We start from the raw sequence: 21,079 nt of genomic DNA on the forward strand, positions 1-21,079 counted from the left end.
TGCCCCGCCCTCAGGCGAAGTCTTTTGCAAAAGCGTCGAGTGCGGCCTTGATCTTGTCTTCAAGCTCGCCCTTCACCTTGCGGTCATTGTTGGTGATGTCGGCCAGAAGGTCGGCATGGTTGGCGCGCAGATGCTTCAGCAAACCGGCCTCATAGCGGCCCACATCCTTGACACCGACCTTGTCGAGATAGCCCTTGGTGCCCGCGAAGATAACACAGACGATCTCGGCATTGGTCAGCGGCGCATATTGCGGCTGCTTCATCAGCTCCGTCAGACGTGCGCCCCGGTTGAGCAGCGCCTGCGTCGAGGCGTCCAGATCCGAACCGAACTGCGCAAAGGCCGCCATTTCGCGATACTGCGCCAGTTCCAGTTTCACCGGACCAGCAACCGACTTCATCGCATTGGTCTGGGCCGAGGAACCCACACGCGACACCGAAAGACCGGTGTTCACGGCCGGGCGGATGCCCTGATAGAAGAGTTCGGTTTCAAGGAAGATCTGCCCGTCGGTGATCGAGATCACGTTGGTCGGAATGAAGGCCGACACGTCGCCGCCCTGCGTTTCGATGATCGGCAGCGCGGTCAGCGAACCCGAGCCATGATCGGCGTTCAGCTTGGCCGAACGCTCCAGCAGACGGGAGTGCAGGTAGAACACGTCGCCCGGATAGGCTTCACGCCCCGGCGGACGGCGCAGCAGAAGCGACATCTGACGGTAAGCAACGGCCTGTTTGGACAGGTCATCATAGATGATCAGCGCATGACGGCCATTGTCGCGGAAATATTCCGCAATCGCGGTCGCCGAATAGGGCGCCAGAAACTGCATCGGCGCGGGGTCGGATGCGGTGGCGGCCACGACGATCGTGTAGTCGATGGCGCCGGTTTCTTCCAGCTTCTTCACCAGCTGTGCCACGGTCGAGCGCTTTTGTCCGATTGCGACGTAGATACAGTAAAGCTTCTTCGACTCGTCGTCGCCGGCGGCCTCGTTATAGCTTTTCTGGTTCAGGATCGTGTCCAGCGCAATCGCGGTCTTGCCGGTCTGGCGGTCACCGATGATCAATTCGCGCTGGCCACGGCCAACGGGGATCATCGCGTCAACCGATTTCAGGCCGGTCGCCATCGGCTCATGCACCGACTGGCGCGGAATGATGCCGGGGGCCTTGACGTCGGCCACGCGGCGCTCGGTCGCCTCGATCGGGCCCTTGCCGTCGATCGGGTTGCCCAGACCGTCCACAACGCGGCCCAGAAGCGCGTCACCGGCAGGCACGTCCACGATGGACTTGGTGCGCTTGACGACATCGCCTTCCTTGATGGCGCGGTCGTCGCCGAAGATCACGATACCGACATTGTCGACTTCGAGGTTCAGCGCCATCCCGCGGATGCCGCCGGGGAATTCCACCATCTCACCGGCCTGGATATTGTCCAGCCCGTGGACGCGGGCGATCCCGTCGCCGACGCTGAGAACGCGGCCAACCTCGGCCACTTCCGCCTCGGTCCCGAAGTTCTTGATCTGCTCCTTGAGGATCGCAGAAATCTCAGCTGCTTGGATACCCATTATCCGACCTCTTTCATTGCATTCTGGAGGGCCGCGAGCTTTGCCTTGACCGACGTGTCGATCATGGTCGAGCCCAGCTTGACGACAAGACCGCCGATGAGGCTTTCATCGACGGCGGTTTTCAGTTTCACATCCTTGCCGACACGCGCCTTGAGCGTCGCGGCGAGTTCCTTGGCCTGCGCGGCCGAGAGCTTCACGGCCGAGGTCACCTCGGCCATCACTTCGCCCTTTTCGGCGCTGATGAGATCGCGCAGCAGGGCGACCATCTGCGGCAGCACGAACAGACGGCGCTTCGAGGCCATCAGGGCGAGTGTATTGGCAAAGAGCGGCGATAGCCCCATCTTTTTCGCAATGGCGGCAATGGCCTTGCCCTGATCATCCCGCGTATAGACCGGCGAGGAAATCAGGTCGCGCAGATCGGCCGAACCGGACAGTGCCGCGTCAAGGGCATCAACATCCCCCTCCAGCACGTTCAGGGCCTTTTCATCCTTCGCCAGTTCGAAAACGGCGGTGGCGTATCGCGCGGCAATGCCAGAGGAGATCGATGCGGATTCTGACACGTCTACCCTTCCGATATCTGGGCCCCGTCCCGCGGTTGCAAGACACAAGGGCATCCCATGGCGCATACTGGCTGCATGCGTCTCAATTTCGCGGTCGATGTAGCAGAGGACCTGCCCCCCCGCAACCACTCAAGTCACGCCGCAGTGATCCCGAACAGCCCTTGAAGCGCGGCTTTTCGGCGCCTGCGACCATTTGAAGCCGCAGCGCAGCATCGGCGGGGCGCGTCCGGATGCACGAAGGCGGCAAAAGGGCGCAACCGGCAGGGACCGGTGAATCACCCCTTTGCCCTGCCGCATCCCGGTCGCCCGTGCGGTGAAGTGCCCGGGGTCGCGGCCTGCGCAAGGCGAATGGGCTGTGCCGCCGTCGTCCCGCCTCCCGGCCCGGCACTGGGGGTCGGGATCGCCTGCCCCACGCCTTCCAGCACCCGCAAGGGCCGCGTCACCGCCGCCCCCAGCCCGCCCCGGCGCGGCGAATGCATCTGCTTGGACACCTCGACCATCAAGACCCCACCCGCCAGCCATGGCGCAAAGCGGCGGCCTTTCTTTTCCAGAAAATCGGCCGTGCGCAGCCAGAACTGCCGCCCCGACGGCGGCGAGAACAGCGCGGCCATGCTGCGCTCGGGCTGAAACTCATGCCGGCGCAACTGGGCTTCTAGCTGGCCCAGCGTATAGGGGCGCCCGTATCCGAAGGGCGTGCCGTCCCGCCGCGCCCAAAGCCCCGAACGCGAGGGCACGATGAACAGCGCCCGCCCTCCGGGCCCCAGCACGCGGGCGGTTTCCTCCAGCAGTGCCGAAGGCTGTTCCGAGGTTTCGAACCCGTGCAGCAGCACCAGCCGGTCAACGCTTCCGGTATCCAGCGGCCATTGCGTTTCCTCGCACAGCACCGAAACATTCGGCATGCCCGCAGGCCAGGGCATCACCCCCTGCTGCGCGGGCATCAACGCGATAACCCGGCGCGCTTCGGGCAGGAAGGGCCGCAAAAGCGGCGCGGCAAAGCCGAATCCCACCACCGTCTGGCCCTTCACATCGGGCCACAGATCCACCAGCCGGTCACGGATGGCCCGCTGGGCGATGCGCCCCAGCTTGGTCCGGTAATAGAAGTTGCGCAGGTCCAGCACATCCAGATGCATTGCGGCGGGGCCTTATCCGGGCAAGAGTGGGGGCCAGAATAACGAAAGACGGAGGAAAGACCATGCCGCTCGATCTCGTGACCGTCCCCTGCCTTACCGACAACTATGCTTTCGTCATCCACGATGCCGAGACGGGGGCCACCGGAATTGTCGATGTCCCCGAGGCGGCACCACTTCTGGCGGTGCTGTCCGAGCGCGGCTGGCGGCTGACCGATGTGCTGCTGACCCATCATCACAGTGATCATGTCGACGGGCTGAAGGATCTGCTGGCGGGCCTTCCCGAGGATGTCGCGGTCGATGTCGCGGTCTGGGGGGCCGAGGCCGACAGCCACCGCCTGCCGCCGCTTGCGCTGGCCGTGGCCGAAGGTCAGACCCACATGTTCGGCAATCAGAAGGTGCGGGTGATGGATGTGTCGGGCCATACGGTCGGCCATGTCGCCTTTCACATCCCCGGCGCGGGGCTTGCCTTCACCGGTGACAGCCTGATGGCCATGGGCTGCGGACGCCTTTTTGAGGGCACGCCCGCGCAGATGTGGCGCAGCCTGGAGAAATTTTCTGCCCTCCCCGAGGAAACGCTGATCTGTTCGGGACATGAATACACCACCTCGAACATGCGTTTCGCGCGCGCTCTTGAACCGCAGAACGAGGCGCTTATCTTCCGGGAGGAAGAGATCGAACGGGCGCGCGAGGCGGGACTGCCGACCGTGCCCTCAACCCTGGCGCTGGAACGGCGGACGAACCCCTTTCTGCGCGCCGCAGACCCTGCCCTGAAATCCGCCATCGGCATGCCCGATGCGGCCCCGGAACAGGTTTTCGCCGAGATCCGTGGCCGAAAGGATCGTTTCTGACCCATCCGAGGCTTGTTCGATCACATTTTCGGACATTGCCGAAAGAAAGGCCGGAACTTCGGAAAAAACACTTGAAGACGGGCAGAGAAAACCGAAGTTTAATCCTATGAGGCCATGGTCGGCGCGTGGACCCCGCCCGCCGCACCAGCAGGAACAGGAGCACCGGAACGTGCCATCTTTCTCCACAACACTCGAACAGGCCATTCATGGCGCTCTGGCGCTTGCAAATGCCCGTCGCCATGAGCTTGCAACGCTGGAACACCTGCTTCTGGCGCTGATCGACGAACCGGATGCATCCCGCGTGATGAAGGCCTGTTCGGTCGATCTGGACGACTTGCGCAAGACGCTGATGGATTTCGTCGATGACGACCTGTCCACCCTTGTCACCGATGTCGAAGGGTCCGAGGCGGTGCCGACGGCGGCCTTCCAGCGCGTGATCCAGCGCGCTGCGATCCATGTACAAAGCTCGGGCCGGACCGAGGTCACGGGCGCCAATGTTCTGGTCGCGATCTTTGCCGAGCGCGAAAGCAATGCCGCCTATTTCCTGCAGGAACAGGACATGACCCGCTATGACGCGGTGAATTTCATAGCCCATGGCGTGGCCAAGGATCCGGCTTACGGTGAAAATCGCCCCGTGACCGGCGCCGAGGAAGCGCAGGAAACCCCCAAGGCCGAGGCCGGGGAGGCCAAGGAATCGGCGCTGTCGAAATTCTGCGTCGATCTGAACGTGAAATCCCGCAAGGGCGAGGTCGACCCCCTGATCGGCCGCGAGGCCGAGGTGGAGCGGGCGATTCAGGTTCTGTGCCGCCGGCGCAAGAACAACCCGCTGCTGGTTGGCGATCCGGGCGTCGGCAAGACGGCCATCGCCGAAGGTCTGGCGTGGAAGATCGTGAACAAGGAAGTGCCGGACGTTCTGTCCCGGACCACGATCTACAGCCTCGACATGGGCGCATTGCTGGCCGGAACCCGCTATCGCGGCGATTTCGAGGAGCGGCTGAAACAGGTCGTCAAGGAGATGGAGGACCATCCGGACGCGATTCTCTTCATCGACGAGATCCATACCGTGATCGGCGCGGGTGCCACATCGGGCGGGGCAATGGATGCCTCGAACCTGCTGAAGCCCGCGTTGCAGGGCGGCAAGCTGCGCACGATGGGATCGACCACCTACAAGGAGTTCCGCCAGCATTTCGAGAAGGACCGTGCCCTGTCGCGCCGGTTCCAGAAAATCGACGTGAACGAGCCCTCGGTGCCCGACGCGATCAAGATCCTGATGGGGCTGAAGCCGCATTTCGAGGCGCATCACGATCTGCGCTACACCAATGACGCGATCAAGTCGGCGGTGGAACTGGCGGCGCGCTATATCAATGACCGCAAGCTGCCTGACAGCGCCATCGACGTGATCGACGAGGCGGGGGCGGCGCAGCATCTTGTGTCCGAATCCAAGCGCCGCAAGACAATCGGCACCAAGGAGATTGAGGGCGTCGTGGCGAAAATCGCCCGCATCCCGCCCAAGAATGTCTCGAAGGATGACGCGGAAACCCTGCGGGATCTGGAAAAGACGCTCAAGCGGGTGGTCTTCGGGCAGGACAAGGCGGTGGATTCGCTCTGCTCGGCCATCAAACTGGCGCGGGCCGGTCTGCGCGAACCCGAAAAGCCCATCGGCAACTATCTGTTCGCCGGGCCGACCGGGGTGGGCAAGACCGAGGTGGCCAAGCAACTCGCCTCAAGCCTTGGGGTGGAACTGCTGCGCTTCGACATGTCGGAATACATGGAAAAACATGCCGTTTCGCGGCTGATCGGCGCGCCTCCGGGCTATGTCGGCTTCGATCAGGGGGGCATGCTGACCGATGGTGTCGACCAGCATCCGCATTGCGTGCTGCTGCTGGACGAGATCGAGAAGGCGCATCCGGATGTCTACAACATCCTGCTGCAGGTCATGGATCATGGCAAACTGACCGATCATAACGGTCGGCAGGTGGATTTCCGCAATGTCATCCTGATCATGACCTCCAATGCCGGGGCCGCCGATATGGCCAAGGCCGCCTTCGGCTTTGGCCGGGAGCGCCGGACGGGTGAGGATACGGCGGCGATCGAACGCACCTTCACGCCGGAATTCCGCAACCGTCTGGATGCGGTGATCTCCTTCGCGCCGCTGGCGCGGGAGACGATCAATCAGGTGGTCGAAAAGTTCGTGCTGCAGCTTGAGGCGCAGCTGATGGACCGCAATGTCCATATCGAACTGACGCCCGAGGCCGCAGCCTGGCTGGGGGAAAAGGGCTATGACGACAAGATGGGCGCCCGCCCGCTGGGCCGGGTGATCCAGGAACATATCAAGAAGCCGCTGGCCGAGGAGTTGTTGTTCGGCAAGCTGGTGAAAGGAGGCGTCGTCAAGGTCACGGTGAAGGACGATCAGATCCATCTGATTGTCGAAGAACCGCAGAAACCCCGCCTGACCGGGCAGAAACCGCCGCTTCTGACGGCGGAATGATCGCCACGATCATCCGGGCAGCGCTGCTTGCCCTGTCTTTGGCCCCCGCGCATGCGGGGGCCTTTTCCTTGCAATGGCCTGTGGCTTGCAGTCTTGGTCAGGACTGTTTCATCCAGCAATATCCGGATCATGACCCCGGGCCGGGGGCGGTGGATTTCACCTGCGGGCCGCTGAGCTATGACGGCCATAGCGGCACCGATATCGCCCTGCCAGATCTGGCCGCGATGGCGCGGGGTGTCGATGTTCGCGCGGCCGCGCCGGGACGGGTGCAAGTGCTGCGCGACGGCATGCCCGACATCGCCCTTGGCGCGCCGGGGGCGCCGGTTCTGGATCGCAACGAATGCGGCAATGCGGTGGTGCTTGACCATTCCGGCGGCTGGCAGACGCTTTATTGCCATATGCGGCAGGGATCGGTGGCGGTGCAGCAGGGGCAAGAGGTGGCGGCAGGCACAGTTCTGGGGCAGATCGGCCTTTCGGGGCAGACCGAATTTCCCCATCTGCATCTGGGCCTGCGCCGCGATGGTGCTGTGGTCGATCCCTTCGCGCCCCGGCCGGGCGAAGGCTGCGGCGCGGCCGAAACCGGACCCGCGCTGTGGTCGCAGCCCGTGCCCTACGGTCCGGGCGGGCTGATCGCGCTTGGCATCGCCAGCGCCGTGCCGGAATTCGAGGCGGTGAAGGCGGGCCTGCCTGCCCTTCCCCGGCTGACCCGCGACCTGCCCGCATTGGTGATCTGGGCGCATCTTTACGGCACAAAGGCAGGGGATAGTCTGACCTTCAGCCTGACCGGGCCGGGCGGCGGCATTCTGTCGGAAACCGTTGGTCTGGACCGCACACAGGCCCGGGCGATGCGCGCGGTGGGGCGGCGGATGCCCCCGGGCGGCTGGCCCGCCGGCGACTATGAGGCGCGGCTAACCGTTATGCGCTCAGGCATGATCAAAGAGCATGACAGCCTTTTCTTCACCCTGCGTGATTGATCCTGCCTGTCACATCGCGGTTTCATTCACGCGCTATGGCTTTCCGGTCGGCCCTGCGCCGCACCGGGCCCACCTGTCCCCCTCGTGAACGGTCCGGCCTTCGCGTCCCCGCCCTCCCCTTGGCGGGGGCGCATCCTTTCCCACACAAAGCGGCCAGATCGCCTGCGGAATGCGCCGTCAGAATACCTGCCCTCTCACAGGCGCACGGAGGCTGTGCATCCTGCGCTATATTCGATTTTGTGAATTTTTTGTATGCAATGGTCATTAGAGGAGTTTTCCATGTCTGTGCTGCCCCCCGGAACCCGTATCGGCCATGTTCATCTGAAAGTCGCCAATCTTGACCGCGCCATTGCCTTTTACCGTGATGTGCTGGGGTTTGAGCTGCAGCAGAAATACGGAACACAGGCCGCCTTTCTGGGTGCCGACGGGTATCACCACCATATCGGCCTGAATACATGGGAAAGCCGCGGGGCCACGCCGCCGCCGCCCGGCCATACCGGGCTTTACCATACCGCGATCCTGTTTCCCGACCGGCGCAGCCTTGCCAAGGCGATGAAACGCGTGCTGGAGGCAGGGATCGACCTTGAAGGCGCCGCCGATCACGGCGTGTCCGAGGCGATCTATCTGCGGGACCCCGATGGCAACGGGGTTGAGCTGTATCGCGACCGCGCGCCCGGCGACTGGCCCCGCGATGAGACGGGCAATCTGGCAATGTCCAATGCCCGGCTGGACCTGCCCGCCCTGCTGGCCGAAGCGGACTGACCACGCCTGTGCCGCGCGCCTGCCCGGCTGGACGCCAGCCGCGCCCGGTGCTTAACTGCGCGCAGGCAAGGGAAGGTTAATTCATGGCATTCGGTACGAATATCCGCACCTGGTTCGAGGGGCGCTGGCATGAGGGCGATATCGCGGTGATGAAAGCCGCCGATCATGGCCTGTGGCAGGGCTCCTCGGTTTTCGACGGCGCACGCTATTTCGACGGCGTCACCCCCGATCTGGCCGCGCATTGCGCGCGGGTCAACCGTTCGGCCCGGGCGCTGATGATCGAACCCGCGATGGATGCCGGGGATATGCAGGACATCATCCGCGATGGTCTGCGCGCCTATGGTCCGGGTCAGGCGGTTTATATCCGCCCGATGTATTGGGCGCTGGAAGGGTCAGAACTGGGGGTCGCCCCCAAGATCGGACCGACCGGCACCGCGATCTGCCTTGAAGAGGTCGCCATGCCCGATCCGGGCTTTGCCACGACCCTGACGCGCACGCGGTTCCGCCGCCCGGTGCTGGAGGATGCCGTCTGCGATGCCAAGGCGGGCTGTCTTTATCCCAACAATGCGCGGATGCTGGTAGAGGCGAAATCCAAGGGTTTCGGCAATGCGCTGGTGGCCGATGCCATGGGCAATGTCGCCGAATCGGCCACGGCCAATGTGTTCATGGTGCGCGACGGCGTTGTGTTCACCACGATTGCCAATGGCACCTTCCTTGCGGGCATCACCCGCGCCCGCCATATCGCCAATCTGCGTGCCGACGGGGTGGAGGTGGTGGAAACCGTGCTGGGCTTTGCCGATTTCGAAGCCGCAGATGAGGTGTTCCTCTCGGGAAATTTCGCCAAGGTCACCCCGGTTTCGCGCTTCGACGACACCCATTACCGCCCCGGCAAGATGACCCGCCGGGCCCGGGATCTTTACTGGGACTGGGCGCATAGCGGGGGGTGAATGCTGCGCTGGCTGCATCGGCTGGTCACGGCTGCGCTGATCCTTGCAACAGCGGCGGGCAGTCTTGCCACGCTTCGCCAATCGCCATTTGCCGCGCCACTCGTCGCGCGCAGTGAGGCAGAGGCAAAACGCGCGCTTGACCGCGCCATGGCGAGGACGGTGCATCCGGACTGGATCGGGCCGCGCATGGACGATGCGCTGCTCCGGGAAGATCTCGATCAGGCCAACCTGATGGCCGAACTGGCCGGGGATCACGCAATCGCCCTTCTCCCCCGCCAAAGCGAGGCGCTCGCTGCCTTGCGCGAGCGTCAGGGGGGCTGGCTGCAGACTGCCCGTGATTGCGGGTCCTGCGCACTGAACATACTTGCCTGTCCGACCCTGTCACAGCTTGCGGTCTGCGCCTTGCCGGTTGAGATGACGCCTGTGGGCGATGCCAACGCGCTGCGCCGCAACGGCCTTGCGGCACTGGCAGGCAAACCCACCGACCGGCTGGAGGTCGGTCTTGCACTTGTCGGGCTGGTCGCGACCGGCGCGGCGATTCCCAGTGGCGGCACCACCGTTCCGGTGAAGGCAGGGGCGACGATGCTGCGGATTGCGCAGCGTCTGGGAACGCTGAGCGCCGGTTTCAGCCGCAGCCTGCGCGATGCAGTCGCCGATCTGCCGATCAACTGGGCCGCGCTGCGTCGGGGGGCCTTCGATCAGGTGACGGATCGGGCCCGACTGGCGCGCCTTGGGGCGGTCGCCGGCGATCTGGGCCGGATTGCCGACCGCACATCGCCCAGCGAAGCGCTGCTTTTGCTGCGCCATGTCGAGAATGCGGATGATGCGGCGCGGCTGGCCCGCCTGACCGGGGTGGCGGGCACGGATTCGCGCAAAGTTCTGGAGGTTCTGGGAAAATCCCGCGCCTTCCGGGCGCTTGTCCGGCTGTCAGATCTGGCGCTGACGACACTGGCGCTGCTTTATTTTTTCGCATTGCAGCTGGCGCTGCTGCTGGCAGGGCAATTCGGCCGGATCGCCCTTCGCGCTCTGCGGCCTGCCCAGCGCCCCTGATCCCCCCGAACTGCGCAGGGCAGTTGCCAGCCCTGCGCAGTTCCGCCATGATCCGGGCGATGCGGGAGGATAAGTATGCGTAAGTTCATGGTCGTTCTGGATGACAGCCGCGAATGTCTCAATGCGATGCGCTATGCGGCGCTGCGCGCAGCCCATACCGGCGGTGGCGTCACGGTTCTGTCGATTATTCCGCCCGAGGAATTTCAGCACTGGATGGGCGTGGCCGATCTGATGCGCGCCGAGACGCGGGAACGGATCGAGGCGCATTTCGAGGTTTTTGCGAAATGGATGCGGGACAGGCAGGGCGTGAACCCCGAACTCGTGATCCGTGAGGGCGATCCGGTGACGGAAATCCTTGCCCAGGTGCGCGAGGATACCGAAATCGGCGTGCTGGTGCTGGGCGCAGGCACCGACAATGCGGGGCCGGGGCCCCTGGTCACGCAGCTCAGCCGTGGATCGGGCAGCCTGCCGGTACCGGTGACCATCGTGCCGGGCGACATGTCCAAGGAACGGCTGGAACGCATCACCTGATGACTGCTGCGCACCGCGCCGCATACCTGATGTCTGCGGCGCTCCGCGCGGCACAGGGCGGGGCGTGGCGAAATCCCGCCAGCCCTCTGGCAATGCCTTGCAGACCATTTCGCGCTGGTTTTGCGGAAAATCATTGTTCTTGCGCCGGACCCGCCCCAGAATTGCCAACCGATCACGCAGCCAATGGCGTGACATCGACCTTGTGAGGAGGAACCCATGACAAAATTCACCGCATCCCTGCGGACACTTCTGGCCGGCGCCACCATCGCCGCTGCCCCGGTGGCCGCTTCGGCCCAGGAATTCATCAATGTGCTGACCGGCGGCACCTCGGGGGTCTATTACCCGATCGGCGCAGCACTCTCGACGCTTTACGGTGAGAAGATCGAAGGCGTGCAGGCACAGGTGCAATCCACCAAAGCCTCGGTCGAGAACCTGAACCTGCTGCAGCAGGGGCGTGGCGAACTGGCGCTGGCCTTGGGCGATTCGGTGCTTTTTGCCTGGGAAGGCAATGAAGAGGCGGGCTTTCCCGCGCCCTTGACCAAGCTGCGCGGCATCGCGGCGGCCTATCCGAACTTCATCCAGATTGCGGCCTCGGCCGAAAGCGGCATCACGACACTGGCCGAACTGGCCGATAAAAGCCTGTCGGTCGGCGCCCCGAAATCGGGCACCGAACTGAACACCCGCGCTATTCTGGGCGCCGCGGGCATGAGCTATGACAATCTGGGCAAGGTCGAATATCTGCCCTTCGCGGAATCGGTCGAACTGCAGAAGAACCGCCAGCTGGATGCAACGCTGCAATCGGCCGGGATCGGGGTCGCCTCGATCAAGGATCTGGCAACCTCGATGCCGACAACCATCGTCGCGATTCCCGCCGACGTCGCGGAAGCGCTGGGCGCGCCCTATGTCGCAGGCGTGATCCCGGCCGGCACCTATGAAGGACAGACCGAAGATGTGCCGACCGTCGCCGTGATGAACTTCTTCGTGACGCATGAAGATGTGCCCGAGGAAACCGCCTATCAGATGACCAAGCTGATGTTCGAGAACCTGCCGACGCTGGTGGCCGCCCATGCGGCGGCGCGGTCGATCTCGCTCGACAATGCGCTGAACGGGATGCCCGTTCCGCTGCATCCGGGTGCCGAACGGTATTACCGCGAAGCGGGCCTGATGCAGTAACCCCGCCACCGACGGGGCCGGACAGGATGGCCCCGCCCGGGCGAAGGGCGGGGCCATTATCGTAACCAGCGTTCAGGGCCTTTGATACCCCTGAGGGAGGACGCCGATCATGCAGACAGAACCCACATCCGGCGCTACGCCGGACAAGGCCGCAACGGCCGTAGCAGGCGCCGAGGCCGAAGTTGTCGATCCGCTGCATGGCGGCTTTCCGCCGGGGCTGGAAGGGCGGATCCTGTTCTGGATCGCCGTGGCCTTTTCCGCGTTCCAGATCGCAACCGCCGCCCATCTGATTGATTTTGCCAGCCAGATCACCCGGGCCTTCCATGTCGGATTTCTGGCACTGCTGGGCTTTCCCCTGCTGGCCGCGATCCGGGGGCGCACGCCCCTTCTGCGCGCGGCGGGCTGGCTGATGGCGGGCCTGGGCGTTGCCGTCGCCTTGTATCAGTGGTGGGACTATGTGCCGCTTCTCCTGCGCGCGGGCGATCCTTTGCCGCGCGACATCGTCGTGGGCACCATCGCGCTCTTCACCGTCTTTGCCGCAGCCTGGGCGCTGATGGGCCCGGCCCTGCCGATCATCGCGGGCGGGTTTCTGGCCTATTGCCTGTTCGGCCAGCATCTGCCGCGCCCCTTCAACCATCGCGGCTATGATTTCAGTCAGGTCATCGACCACATGGCCTTCGGGACCGAGGGGATATACGGGATTCCAACCTATGTTTCCTCAACTTACATCTTTCTTTTCATCCTGTTCGGCGCTTTCCTTGAAAAGGCGGGGATGATCCGGTTGTTCACCGATGTCAGTCTGGGACTGGTCGGACACAAGCAGGGCGGACCTGCCAAAGTGTCGGTCCTGTCCTCGGGGCTGATGGGCACGATCTCGGGTTCGGGCGTCGCCAATGTCGTCACCACCGGACAGTTCACCATCCCGCTGATGAAAAGCTTCGGCTATCGCCCGGCCTTCGCGGGCGGGGTCGAGGCGACGGCCTCGATGGGCGGGCAGATCATGCCGCCGGTCATGGGCGCAGTGGCCTTCATCATGGCCGAGACGCTGGGCGTCGCCTATATCGAGGTGGTCAAGGCCGCGATCATCCCCGCACTTCTGTATTTCGCCGGGGCCTTCTGGATGGTGCATCTTGAGGCGGGCCGCGCCAATCTGGTCGGCATGGACAAGGCCAGCCTGCCCTCGCCCCGCCGCGCGATCCGCGAGGGCTGGCATCTGATCCTGCCGCTGGCGGTGCTGGTCTACCTTTTGTTCTCGGGCTACACGCCGCTTTTCGCGGGCACGGTGGGGCTGGCGCTGACGGTGCTGCTGATCCTTGGCGCGGCGGCGGCACTGAACCTGCCTGAAGGGGTGATCCGGGGGATTTTCTGGATCGGGCTGGGGCTGATCGCGGCGGCCTTCTTCCAGTTCGGCATCTGGATCATCGCGGCATCGGTGCTGGCGCTGATCGTGCTGAATGCACTGACCAAAGGCGGGCGGCAAACGCTGGCGATCTGCCGCGATGCGCTGGCCGACGGGGCCAAGACCGCGCTGCCGGTGGGCATCGCCTGCGCGCTGGTCGGCGTCATCATCGGCACGATGACCCTGACCGGGGCGGCCAACACCTTCGGCAGTTTCATCGTCAGCGTCGGGCGCGAAAGTCTGATCCTGTCGCTGATCCTGACCATGCTGACCTGTATCGTGCTGGGCATGGGCATTCCCACCATCCCCAATTACATCATCACCTCGACCATCGCCGGCCCTGCGCTGCTGGAACTGGGCGTGCCGCTGATCGTCAGCCATATGTTCGTCTTCTATTTCGGCATCCTTGCCGATCTGACGCCACCGGTGGCGCTGGCCTGTTTTGCCGCCGCCCCCATCGCGCGCGACAGCGGGCTGCGCATCTCGGTTCAGGCGATAAAGATCGCGGCGGCGGGGTTCATCATCCCCTTCATGGCGGTCTATACCCCGGCCCTGATGCTGCAACCCGGCGGCGCGCTGGCCGAGACCATCGGTTTCATTCCGGCGGTGATCTATATCGTCGCGAAAACCCTGATCGCGATCGGGCTGTGGGGTGCGGCGGTGATCGGCTGGCTGACCGTGCCGCTGACATGGTGGCAGCGCGTGCTGGCGATTGTCGCGGCGGCAACGCTGGTCGCGGCCATGCCGATCACGGATGAGATCGGTTTTGCCCTTGTCGCGCTCTTCGCGGCAAGCTGGTGGATGCGGACCCGCAGCATGCGCCAGACGGCATGAGCGCCTGCCTGATGGCCGGGGCGGTGGCCATGACGCTGGCCGCCCCGGAATTCACCCTGCACTGGACCCATTCGGTGGAGCGGGTCGAATGGCGCGAGGACTGGCGCATCGGCGTGGATGCCCTGACCCTGACGCGCGTAGCAATCAAGGGGTCGGGGGCCGGAATGGAGCCGGGACCGGACGCAAGGCTGGAGGCGGGCTGGTGGGTCTGGAACCCCGAAACCCACCTTCCCGACCTGACCCTTGCCGCCTCGGGGGCGACGGGGGCAGGCTGGACCTTGTGCAGCGGCGCAAAATGCCATGAAATCGGCGCGGCGGCGGGTGATGCAATCCGCCTTGCCCCCTGCGGAGGATAGATGGAAACGGCGGATTTTACCCTTGTCGGCGGCGGCATCGTCGGGCTTGCCACGGCGCTGCGCCTGCAAGAGTTGCATCCTGCCGCCCGTATCCTGTTGCTGGAAAAGGAAAATGCACTGGCGCTGCACCAGACCGGGCGCAATTCCGGCGTGATCCATGCGGGCGTCTATTACGCGCCCGGCAGCCACAAGGCGCGGTTCTGCGCGGCGGGCGTCGCGGCCACGCGCGAATTTTGCACCGCACACGACCTGCCGATGGAAACCTGCGGCAAGCTGATCGTGGCAACGGACGCGGCGGAACTGCCGCGCATGGAGGCGCTGGAAACCCGCGCCCGCGCGAACGGGATCGAGATCGAGCGGTTGACGGGGGCGCAGGCGCGCGCGCTGGAACCCGCCATCGCCTCGGTCGGCGCCTTGCTGTCGCCTGCCACCGGGATCGTCGATTTCGGAGCGGTCGCCCTGAAGATGGCCGAGATCTTCCGCGCGCGCGGCGGTGAAATCCGGCTGGGCATACGCGTCGCCGGCGGGCAGGAATGCGAAAGCGGCCTCCTGCTGACCACCGACCGGGGCGATATCGGCACTGGCAAGGCAGTGTTCTGCGCAGGGTTGCAATCGGACCGGCTGGCCCGCGCCTTCGGGGCCGAGGTGGATTTCCGCATCATCCCGTTCCGGGGCGATTATTTCCGCATCGAGAACCAGCCTGCCGATCTGGTCTCGCGGCTGATCTATCCGATCCCCGATCCTGAACGCCCCTTTCTGGGTGTGCATCTGACGCGCAAGCTGAACGGGGCTTTCACCGTCGGCCCTTCGGCAGTGCTGGCCTTTGCGCGCGAAGCCTATGGCAAGGCGTCGCTTTCGCCCCGCGATCTGGCCGACAGCCTGACATGGCCCGGCTTCTGGCGGGTGCTGGCGCGCAATGCCGGGCCTGCGCTGGATGAACTGTCTGCCGCCGCGATCCGCCGTCTTTATCTGCGCAAGGTGCAGCGCTATTGCCCGCAGATCGGGCTGGGCGACCTCAAACCCTACCGGTCAGGCATCCGCGCGCAGGCGGTCAGCCGCGAAGGCCGGCTGATCGACGATTTCCTGTTCGTGCCGACGCGGCACAGCCTGCATGTCTGCAACGCGCCTTCCCCCGCCGCGACCTCGGCCATTCCGATTGCGGCACATATCGCCGATGTGCTGACCGGCGGAACCGCCCCATGACGCCCGCCGCCCGCCCCCCCGCCACGGCCGGGCGGCGCTGGCTGCTGGCGGCGGCACTGCTGGCGGTTCTGGCGGCGGGGGCGGCCTTTGCCCTTGCGCGCGGTCTGGCCTTGTCGGAAAGCCGCACCCGGCTGGACCAGTCCCTGATCCTGACCTCCCGCGCGGTGGAGGCCGAGATCGAACGCTTCCGCGCCCTGCCCGGCGTCGCGGCCGAGGATGCGCGCATCCGGGCCGCGATCCTTGACCCGGCGAACCCCGCGCGCATCGCCACCGCCAATGACTATCTGGCGCGCATCGCAGGCATGACCCGGGCCGATCAGCTTTATCTGCTGAATGACCGGGGCGTGACCATTGCCGCCTCAAACCACGACCAGCCCGGCAGTTTCATGGGGCATGACTACAATTTCCGCCCCTATTTCCGCGATGCCATGGCGGACGGGACGGGGCGGTTCTATGCAATCGGGGTGACGACGGGCAAACCGGGTTATTTCCTGTCCTCGCGGGTTGAAACCGGCGGTGCGCGCGGTGTTGTCGTCGTGAAGATCGACCTTGATCCGCTGCGCGCGACATGGGCCAGCGCAGGCCAGCCCATCGCGCTGGCCGATGGTGACGGGGTGGTGTTCCTGTCCGGCGATCCGCGCTGGCTTTACCGCCCCCTTGCCCCGTTGGGGCCGGCTGCGCAGGCGCGGATCGCGCAAGAACGCACCTATGACGGGCTGAACCCGGCGGCCAGTGATCCGCTGATGCCCGATGGCACGACCATTGCAGGCGATGCCCTGATCGCAAGGCAGAAACCGCTTGTCGCTGAGGGTTGGACCCTGATTGCCGCGGCCCCCCTGGCCCCGATCACCGCGACAGCCGCCGCAGCAGCCCTTGCCGCAGCCCTTGTCGCGCTGTTTGCCACGGGGCTGTTCAAACTGGCCCAGCAACGCCGCCAGATCCTGCAGATCCGTCTTGCCCAATCGGCCCAGCTTGAGGCGCGCGTGCGCGAACGCACCGCCGAGCTTGCGCGCGAGGTGCAGGCCCGCCGCCAGACCGAGGCCGATCTGCGCGCCGCACAGGAAGGGCTGATCCATTCCGAGAAAATGGCCGCCCTTGGCCGCATGTCTGCTGCCATCGTGCATGAGATCAGCCAGCCCCTTGCCGCGATGGAGGCCACGCTGGGGGCTGCCGAACTGACCCTGCCCGCAGGCGAGGATCGCAGCCGTGCCCGGATCGCCACGGTGCGCGGTCTGGTGCGACGGATGCAGCGCACGGTCAAGCATCTGAAATCCTTCAGCCGCCGCGAACAGGGGCAATTGTCGCTGATCGACCTGCGTTCCGTCGTGCAGAACGCGCTGGAACTGACCGAACCGCGCGCCCGCGCCGTGGGTGTCATGCCTGAAACCGGACCGATGCCCGACCCGCTGATCGCGCGGGCGGGCGCGGTGCGGATGGAACAGGTTCTGGTCAACCTCATCCTGAATGCACTGGACGCGGTCGAGGGGCGTGCGGGCGGTCAGGTCCGGGTCAGCGCCGGGACAGACGCGCAGACCGACAGCACCGACCTGCATCTGCGGGTCACCGATAACGGCCCCGGCATCGCCCCCGCCGATCTGCCCCGCGTCACCGAACCGTTTTTCTCAACCAAAACCGGGGCCGAGGGGCTGGGTCTGGGGCTTGCCATCTCGCAGGCGCTGGTTGCCGAATTCGGCGGTCGGCTGGACATTGCCTCAGCCCCCGGCACCGGCACCACGGTCACCGTGACCTTGCCCGCCGTCATGGACGACATCGCAACCGGCACCGAGGCCGCCGAATGACGTCCCGCGTCTTTCTGGTCGATGACGATGCCGATCATCTGGCCGCCCTTGCCGATCTGGTCGGGGCGGGCGGCCATTCGGCGCGCGGCTTCCTGCGCGGTGCCGAGGCGCTGGCGGCACTGGATAGCGACCCGCCCGAGGCGCTGATCACCGATCTGCGCATGCCGGAAATGGACGGTTTCGCCCTGCTCGACGCCATCGGCGCGACCGGGCAGGACATTCCGGTGATCCTGATCACCGGCCATGGCGATATTGCCCATGCGGTGCGGGCGATCCAGTCAGGGGCCGAGGATTTTCTGGAAAAACCCTATGATGCCGGGCATTTGCTGGGCGTTCTTGCGCGCGTTCTGCGGGCGCGCGCCACCCGCACGGAACTGGCGCGCCTGCAATCCGAACAGCTTGCTGCCCCGGCGGCACTTCTGGGCGACAGCCCCGCCATGGCCGCGCTGCGTGACCGGATCACGGCCCTTGCGCCTTTGGATGTCGATGTGCTGCTGACCGGGGAAACCGGCACCGGCAAGGAACTTGCCGCCCGCGCGCTGCATGGCGCCGGGCCGCGCGGGCGCGGGCCTTTTGTCGCGCTGAATTGCGCGGCCCTGCCCGAGCATCTGTTCGAGTCCGAGATGTTCGGCCATGCCGCAGGCGCCTTTCCCGGCGCGCAGGACCGGGCGGGCAAGCTGGAAACCGCCGCAGGCGGCACGCTGATGCTGGATGAGGTCGAGGCGATGGCCCTGCCCTTGCAGGCCAAACTGCTGCGCGCGCTGCAGGAACGCCAGATCGAACGGCTGGGCGAAAACCGCCTGCGGCCCCTGGATCTGCGCATCATCGCCACCGCCAAGGCCGATCTGCGCCAGCGCATTGCCGGGGGTAGTTTCCGTGCCGACCTGTATTACCGGCTGACCGGGGCCGAAATCACCCTGCCGCCACTGCGCGGTCTTGGCCCGGATATCGCGCTGATCTTTGCCCATTACGCCACCTTGGCCGCGCGGCGCTATGGCCGCGCGCTGCCCGAGCCTGATTTTGCCCTGCGCCGCGATCTGATGCGCCATGACTGGCCCGGTAATGTCCGCGAATTGCGCCTTGCCGCCGAACGCCATGCGCTGGGGCTTGAGGTCACGCTGCCTTTGCCCGAGGCCCCGACCCTTGCCGACCGCGTGGCCGAGTATGAGGCACGCGAGATCCGTGCAGCACTGGACCGCGTGCGGGGTCAGACCGAACGCGCGGCGCAGGATCTGGGCCTGCCGCGCCGGACACTGGCCGACAAGATGGCGCGCTACGGGATCAGGCCCTGATTACAGCACCATATCGTCGCGATGGATCAGCGCCGCGCGGCCGACATAGCCCAGAATCGCCTCGATTTCCCCCGAGCGATGCCCGGCAATGGCCCGCGCTTCAACGCTGGTATAGCGCATCAGACCCTTGCCAAGCGCCGCGCCGTCGGGGCCAAGGATCGTCACCGGCTCCCCCCGCCCGAAAGTGCCCGCAACCCCGGTCACCCCGGCGGGCAGCAGCGATTTCCCTTGCCCCAGCGCCCGGACGGCGCCGGCATCAAGGCGCACCTCACCGCGCGGCTTCATCGCATTGATCCAGCGTTTGCGCGCAAGCTGCGGATCGGCCTGCGGCACGAACCAGGTGCGCGCCGCACCGGCCGCAAGGGCGGCCAGCGGCCGGTCGACCGATCCCTCCATCACCGCCATGGCGCAGCCCCCGGCCATTGCGGTGCGCGCGGCCATGATCTTGGTCTTCATCCCGCCCTTTGACAGGCCCGAAACCGGATCCCCGGCCATCGCCTCAATCTCGGGCGTGATTGCGGTCACAAGGTCAAATCTGGTCGCGCCAGGGTCTTCCTTTGGATTAGCGGAATAGAACCCGTCCACATCCGACAGCAGGATCAGCTGATCCGCCCCGACCGTCACCGCGATCTGTGCTGCCAGCCGGTCGTTGTCACCAAAGCGGATCTCATCCGTCGCCACCGTATCGTTTTCATTCACGATGGGCACGACGCCCAGCCCCAGCAGGGTTTCCATCGTCGCGCGGGAATTGAGGTAACGGCGCCGGTCATCGGTATCTTCCAGCGTCACCAGCACCTGCGCGGTGGTCAGGCCATGCGGGGCCAGCACCTCCTCATAGGCGCGGGCCAGACGGATCTGGCCCACCGCCGCCGCTGCCTGACTTTGTTCCAGCGGCAATGCCCCGGCAGGCAGACCCAGTACCTTGCGCCCCAGCGCGATGGATCCCGAAGACACCAGCACCACATCCGCGCCGCGCGCCTTGGCCTCCGCCACATCCTGCGCCAGCCCGGCCAGCCAGCCGCTGCGCAACCCGGTTTCACGGTCCACCAGCAGGGCCGAGCCGATCTTGACAACCAGCCGTTTCGCCGCCCGGATATCGGGGGCGGCCACCGGGGTCAGGGCTGCCACGGTCCGGTCTCCTCCTGCTGACCGGCAAGGCGGTCGGCAATGATCTCGGCATGCAGTGCGCGCAGCACATCGGCCAGTCCCTGCTGGGCGACGCCAGAAATCACATGAACCGGCCCGCCCACGGCCTTTTCCAGCGCGCGCCGACGGGTCGACAGCGTCTTGGTGTCCAGCGCGTCCGCCTTGGTCAGCGCCGTGATGCGGGGTTTGTCGCCCAGCGTGTCGGCATAGGCCTCAAGCTCGGCCACGATGGTGCGGTAATCCTTGGTGATGGTTGACGAAGTGCCATCCACCAGATGCAGGAGCACCGAACAGCGTTCGACATGGGCCAGAAACTGCGTGCCAAGCCCCCGCCCCTCGGATGCGCCTTCGATCAGGCCCGGAATATCGGCCATCACGAATTCCTGCTCATCGATGCCGACAACACCCAGATTGGGCACCAGCGTCGTGAACGGATAATCTGCAATCTTCGGCCTTGCATTGGACACGGCGGCAAGGAAGGTCGATTTCCCGGCATTGGGCAGCCCCACCAGCCCCGCATCGGCAATCAGCTTCAGCCGCAGCCAGATCGTGCGTTCCACCCCTTCCTGCCCCGGATTGGCCCGGGCCGGGGCGCGGTTGGTCGAGGATTTGAAGCGCAGATTGCCCCAGCCGCCATTGCCGCCCTTGGCCAGTTGCACCCGGTCCCCCACCGCAACCAGATCGGCGATGACGGTCTCTTCATCCTCGTCCAGAATTTCGGTGCCCACGGGCACGCGCAGCACGATATCATCGCCGGTCTTGCCGGTGCGCTGATTGCCCATTCCGGGCTGGCCGGATTTCGCGAAGAAATGCTGCTGATAGCGGAAATCAATGAGGGTATTCAGCCCCTCGACGGCCACAACCCAGACCGAGCCGCCATTGCCGCCATCGCCGCCATCCGGGCCGCCGAATTCAATGAATTTTTCGCGCCGGAAGGACACACAGCCCGATCCGCCCCCGCCCGAACGGATATAGACTTTCGCGAGGTCGAGGAATTTCATGGCAACGGCTTCCTTTCACGGGTCGGGCGGCGGCATC

The 21,079-nt window shown here is 65.3% G+C and carries 18 protein-coding genes; 13 read left to right on the plus strand and 5 right to left on the minus strand.

What is annotated here, in order from left to right; genetic code table 11:
• Positions 1-10: 10 nt before the first annotated feature.
• The 3 genes from atpA to JL811_RS17060 all read right to left on the minus strand — a co-directional run bounded on the left by atpA (position 11) and on the right by JL811_RS17060 (position 3,239).
• Complete coding sequence (atpA, locus tag JL811_RS17050; protein ID WP_202689914.1) at positions 11-1,549, minus strand: F0F1 ATP synthase subunit alpha; 1,539 nt, start codon at positions 1,547-1,549, stop codon at positions 11-13.
• A complete protein-coding gene (locus JL811_RS17055) occupies positions 1,549-2,109 on the minus strand; it encodes a F0F1 ATP synthase subunit delta (protein ID WP_202689915.1) in 561 nt (186 codons plus the stop codon). Before JL811_RS17055 ends, atpA begins: the two co-directional genes overlap by 1 nt.
• A gap of 275 nt (positions 2,110-2,384) precedes the next feature.
• Positions 2,385-3,239 (minus strand): class I SAM-dependent methyltransferase, encoded by an 855-nt coding sequence (locus tag JL811_RS17060; protein WP_202689916.1) that lies wholly within the window; start codon positions 3,237-3,239, stop codon positions 2,385-2,387.
• A 62-nt stretch (positions 3,240-3,301) separates the two neighbouring features.
• Here JL811_RS17060 and gloB point away from each other — a divergent pair, with 62 nt between their 5' ends.
• From gloB to JL811_RS17125, 13 genes are all read left to right on the plus strand, one after another.
• Positions 3,302-4,087, plus strand: a complete 786-nt coding sequence (gloB, locus tag JL811_RS17065) for a hydroxyacylglutathione hydrolase (RefSeq protein ID WP_202689917.1) — start codon at positions 3,302-3,304, stop codon at positions 4,085-4,087.
• A gap of 169 nt (positions 4,088-4,256) precedes the next feature.
• The gene (gene clpA, locus JL811_RS17070) at positions 4,257-6,575 is read left to right on the plus strand and encodes an ATP-dependent Clp protease ATP-binding subunit ClpA (RefSeq protein ID WP_202689918.1); all 2,319 of its coding nucleotides are present in this window, start codon (positions 4,257-4,259) and stop codon (positions 6,573-6,575) included.
• Positions 6,572-7,549, plus strand: coding sequence for a M23 family metallopeptidase (locus tag JL811_RS17075; RefSeq protein ID WP_202689919.1), 978 nt, complete (start codon positions 6,572-6,574; stop codon positions 7,547-7,549). The genes clpA and JL811_RS17075 overlap by 4 nt, the downstream gene beginning before the upstream one ends.
• A 279-nt stretch (positions 7,550-7,828) precedes the next feature.
• Positions 7,829-8,311, plus strand: a complete 483-nt coding sequence (locus tag JL811_RS17080; RefSeq protein ID WP_202689920.1) for a VOC family protein — start codon at positions 7,829-7,831, stop codon at positions 8,309-8,311.
• Positions 8,312-8,394: 83 nt separating this feature from the next.
• On the plus strand, positions 8,395-9,258 hold the full coding sequence (locus JL811_RS17085) for a branched-chain amino acid aminotransferase (RefSeq protein ID WP_202689921.1): 864 nt from the start codon (positions 8,395-8,397) through the stop codon (positions 9,256-9,258).
• On the plus strand, positions 9,259-10,308 hold the full coding sequence (locus JL811_RS17090; protein WP_202689922.1) for a hypothetical protein: 1,050 nt from the start codon (positions 9,259-9,261) through the stop codon (positions 10,306-10,308).
• Between the two features lie 75 nt (positions 10,309-10,383).
• The gene (locus JL811_RS17095; RefSeq protein WP_202689923.1) at positions 10,384-10,839 is read left to right on the plus strand and encodes a universal stress protein; all 456 of its coding nucleotides are present in this window, start codon (positions 10,384-10,386) and stop codon (positions 10,837-10,839) included.
• A 216-nt stretch (positions 10,840-11,055) separates the two neighbouring features.
• Positions 11,056-12,012, plus strand: a complete 957-nt coding sequence (locus JL811_RS17100; RefSeq protein WP_202689924.1) for a TAXI family TRAP transporter solute-binding subunit — start codon at positions 11,056-11,058, stop codon at positions 12,010-12,012.
• 109 nt (positions 12,013-12,121) lie between these two features.
• A complete protein-coding gene (locus JL811_RS17105; protein ID WP_202689925.1) occupies positions 12,122-14,245 on the plus strand; it encodes a TRAP transporter permease in 2,124 nt (707 codons plus the stop codon).
• On the plus strand, positions 14,242-14,601 hold the full coding sequence (locus JL811_RS17110; protein WP_202689926.1) for a DUF1850 domain-containing protein: 360 nt from the start codon (positions 14,242-14,244) through the stop codon (positions 14,599-14,601). Before JL811_RS17105 ends, JL811_RS17110 begins: the two co-directional genes overlap by 4 nt.
• A complete protein-coding gene (gene lhgO, locus JL811_RS17115; protein ID WP_202689927.1) occupies positions 14,602-15,804 on the plus strand; it encodes an L-2-hydroxyglutarate oxidase in 1,203 nt (400 codons plus the stop codon). It begins immediately after the preceding gene.
• Complete coding sequence (locus JL811_RS17120; RefSeq protein ID WP_202689928.1) at positions 15,801-17,603, plus strand: sensor histidine kinase; 1,803 nt, start codon at positions 15,801-15,803, stop codon at positions 17,601-17,603. The genes lhgO and JL811_RS17120 overlap by 4 nt, the downstream gene beginning before the upstream one ends.
• A complete protein-coding gene (locus tag JL811_RS17125) occupies positions 17,600-18,895 on the plus strand; it encodes a sigma-54-dependent transcriptional regulator (RefSeq protein ID WP_202689929.1) in 1,296 nt (431 codons plus the stop codon). Before JL811_RS17120 ends, JL811_RS17125 begins: the two co-directional genes overlap by 4 nt.
• Here the strand turns inward: JL811_RS17125 and proB are convergent, their stop codons facing one another.
• A complete protein-coding gene (proB, locus tag JL811_RS17130; protein WP_202689930.1) occupies positions 18,896-20,023 on the minus strand; it encodes a glutamate 5-kinase in 1,128 nt (375 codons plus the stop codon).
• Positions 20,011-21,042, minus strand: coding sequence for a GTPase ObgE (obgE, locus tag JL811_RS17135; RefSeq protein WP_202689931.1), 1,032 nt, complete (start codon positions 21,040-21,042; stop codon positions 20,011-20,013). The genes proB and obgE overlap by 13 nt, the downstream gene beginning before the upstream one ends.
• Between the last annotated feature and the right edge of the window lie 37 nt (positions 21,043-21,079).

Source organism: Szabonella alba (assembly GCF_016765775.1).
Taxonomy (GTDB): domain Bacteria; phylum Pseudomonadota; class Alphaproteobacteria; order Rhodobacterales; family Rhodobacteraceae; genus Szabonella; species Szabonella alba.

Bases quoted from the DNA above. Each gene is read 5' to 3' on its own strand.
- JL811_RS17100 (WP_202689924.1), top strand. From the start codon at position 11,056: ATGACAAAATTCACCGCATCCCTGCGGACACTTCTGGCCGGCGCCACC.
- JL811_RS17105 (WP_202689925.1), top strand. From the start codon at position 12,122: ATGCAGACAGAACCCACATCCGGCGCTACGCCGGACAAGGCCGCAACG.
- JL811_RS17125 (WP_202689929.1), top strand. From the start codon at position 17,600: ATGACGTCCCGCGTCTTTCTGGTCGATGACGATGCCGATCATCTGGCC.
- JL811_RS17060 (WP_202689916.1), bottom strand. From the start codon at position 3,239: ATGCATCTGGATGTGCTGGACCTGCGCAACTTCTATTACCGGACCAAG.
- JL811_RS17110 (WP_202689926.1), top strand. From the start codon at position 14,242: ATGAGCGCCTGCCTGATGGCCGGGGCGGTGGCCATGACGCTGGCCGCC.
- lhgO (WP_202689927.1), top strand. From the start codon at position 14,602: ATGGAAACGGCGGATTTTACCCTTGTCGGCGGCGGCATCGTCGGGCTT.
- JL811_RS17095 (WP_202689923.1), top strand. From the start codon at position 10,384: ATGCGTAAGTTCATGGTCGTTCTGGATGACAGCCGCGAATGTCTCAAT.
- JL811_RS17080 (WP_202689920.1), top strand. From the start codon at position 7,829: ATGTCTGTGCTGCCCCCCGGAACCCGTATCGGCCATGTTCATCTGAAA.
- JL811_RS17075 (WP_202689919.1), top strand. From the start codon at position 6,572: ATGATCGCCACGATCATCCGGGCAGCGCTGCTTGCCCTGTCTTTGGCC.
- JL811_RS17090 (WP_202689922.1), top strand. From the start codon at position 9,259: ATGCTGCGCTGGCTGCATCGGCTGGTCACGGCTGCGCTGATCCTTGCA.
- obgE (WP_202689931.1), bottom strand. From the start codon at position 21,042: ATGAAATTCCTCGACCTCGCGAAAGTCTATATCCGTTCGGGCGGGGGC.
- atpA (WP_202689914.1), bottom strand. From the start codon at position 1,549: ATGGGTATCCAAGCAGCTGAGATTTCTGCGATCCTCAAGGAGCAGATC.
- JL811_RS17120 (WP_202689928.1), top strand. From the start codon at position 15,801: ATGACGCCCGCCGCCCGCCCCCCCGCCACGGCCGGGCGGCGCTGGCTG.
- gloB (WP_202689917.1), top strand. From the start codon at position 3,302: ATGCCGCTCGATCTCGTGACCGTCCCCTGCCTTACCGACAACTATGCT.
- JL811_RS17085 (WP_202689921.1), top strand. From the start codon at position 8,395: ATGGCATTCGGTACGAATATCCGCACCTGGTTCGAGGGGCGCTGGCAT.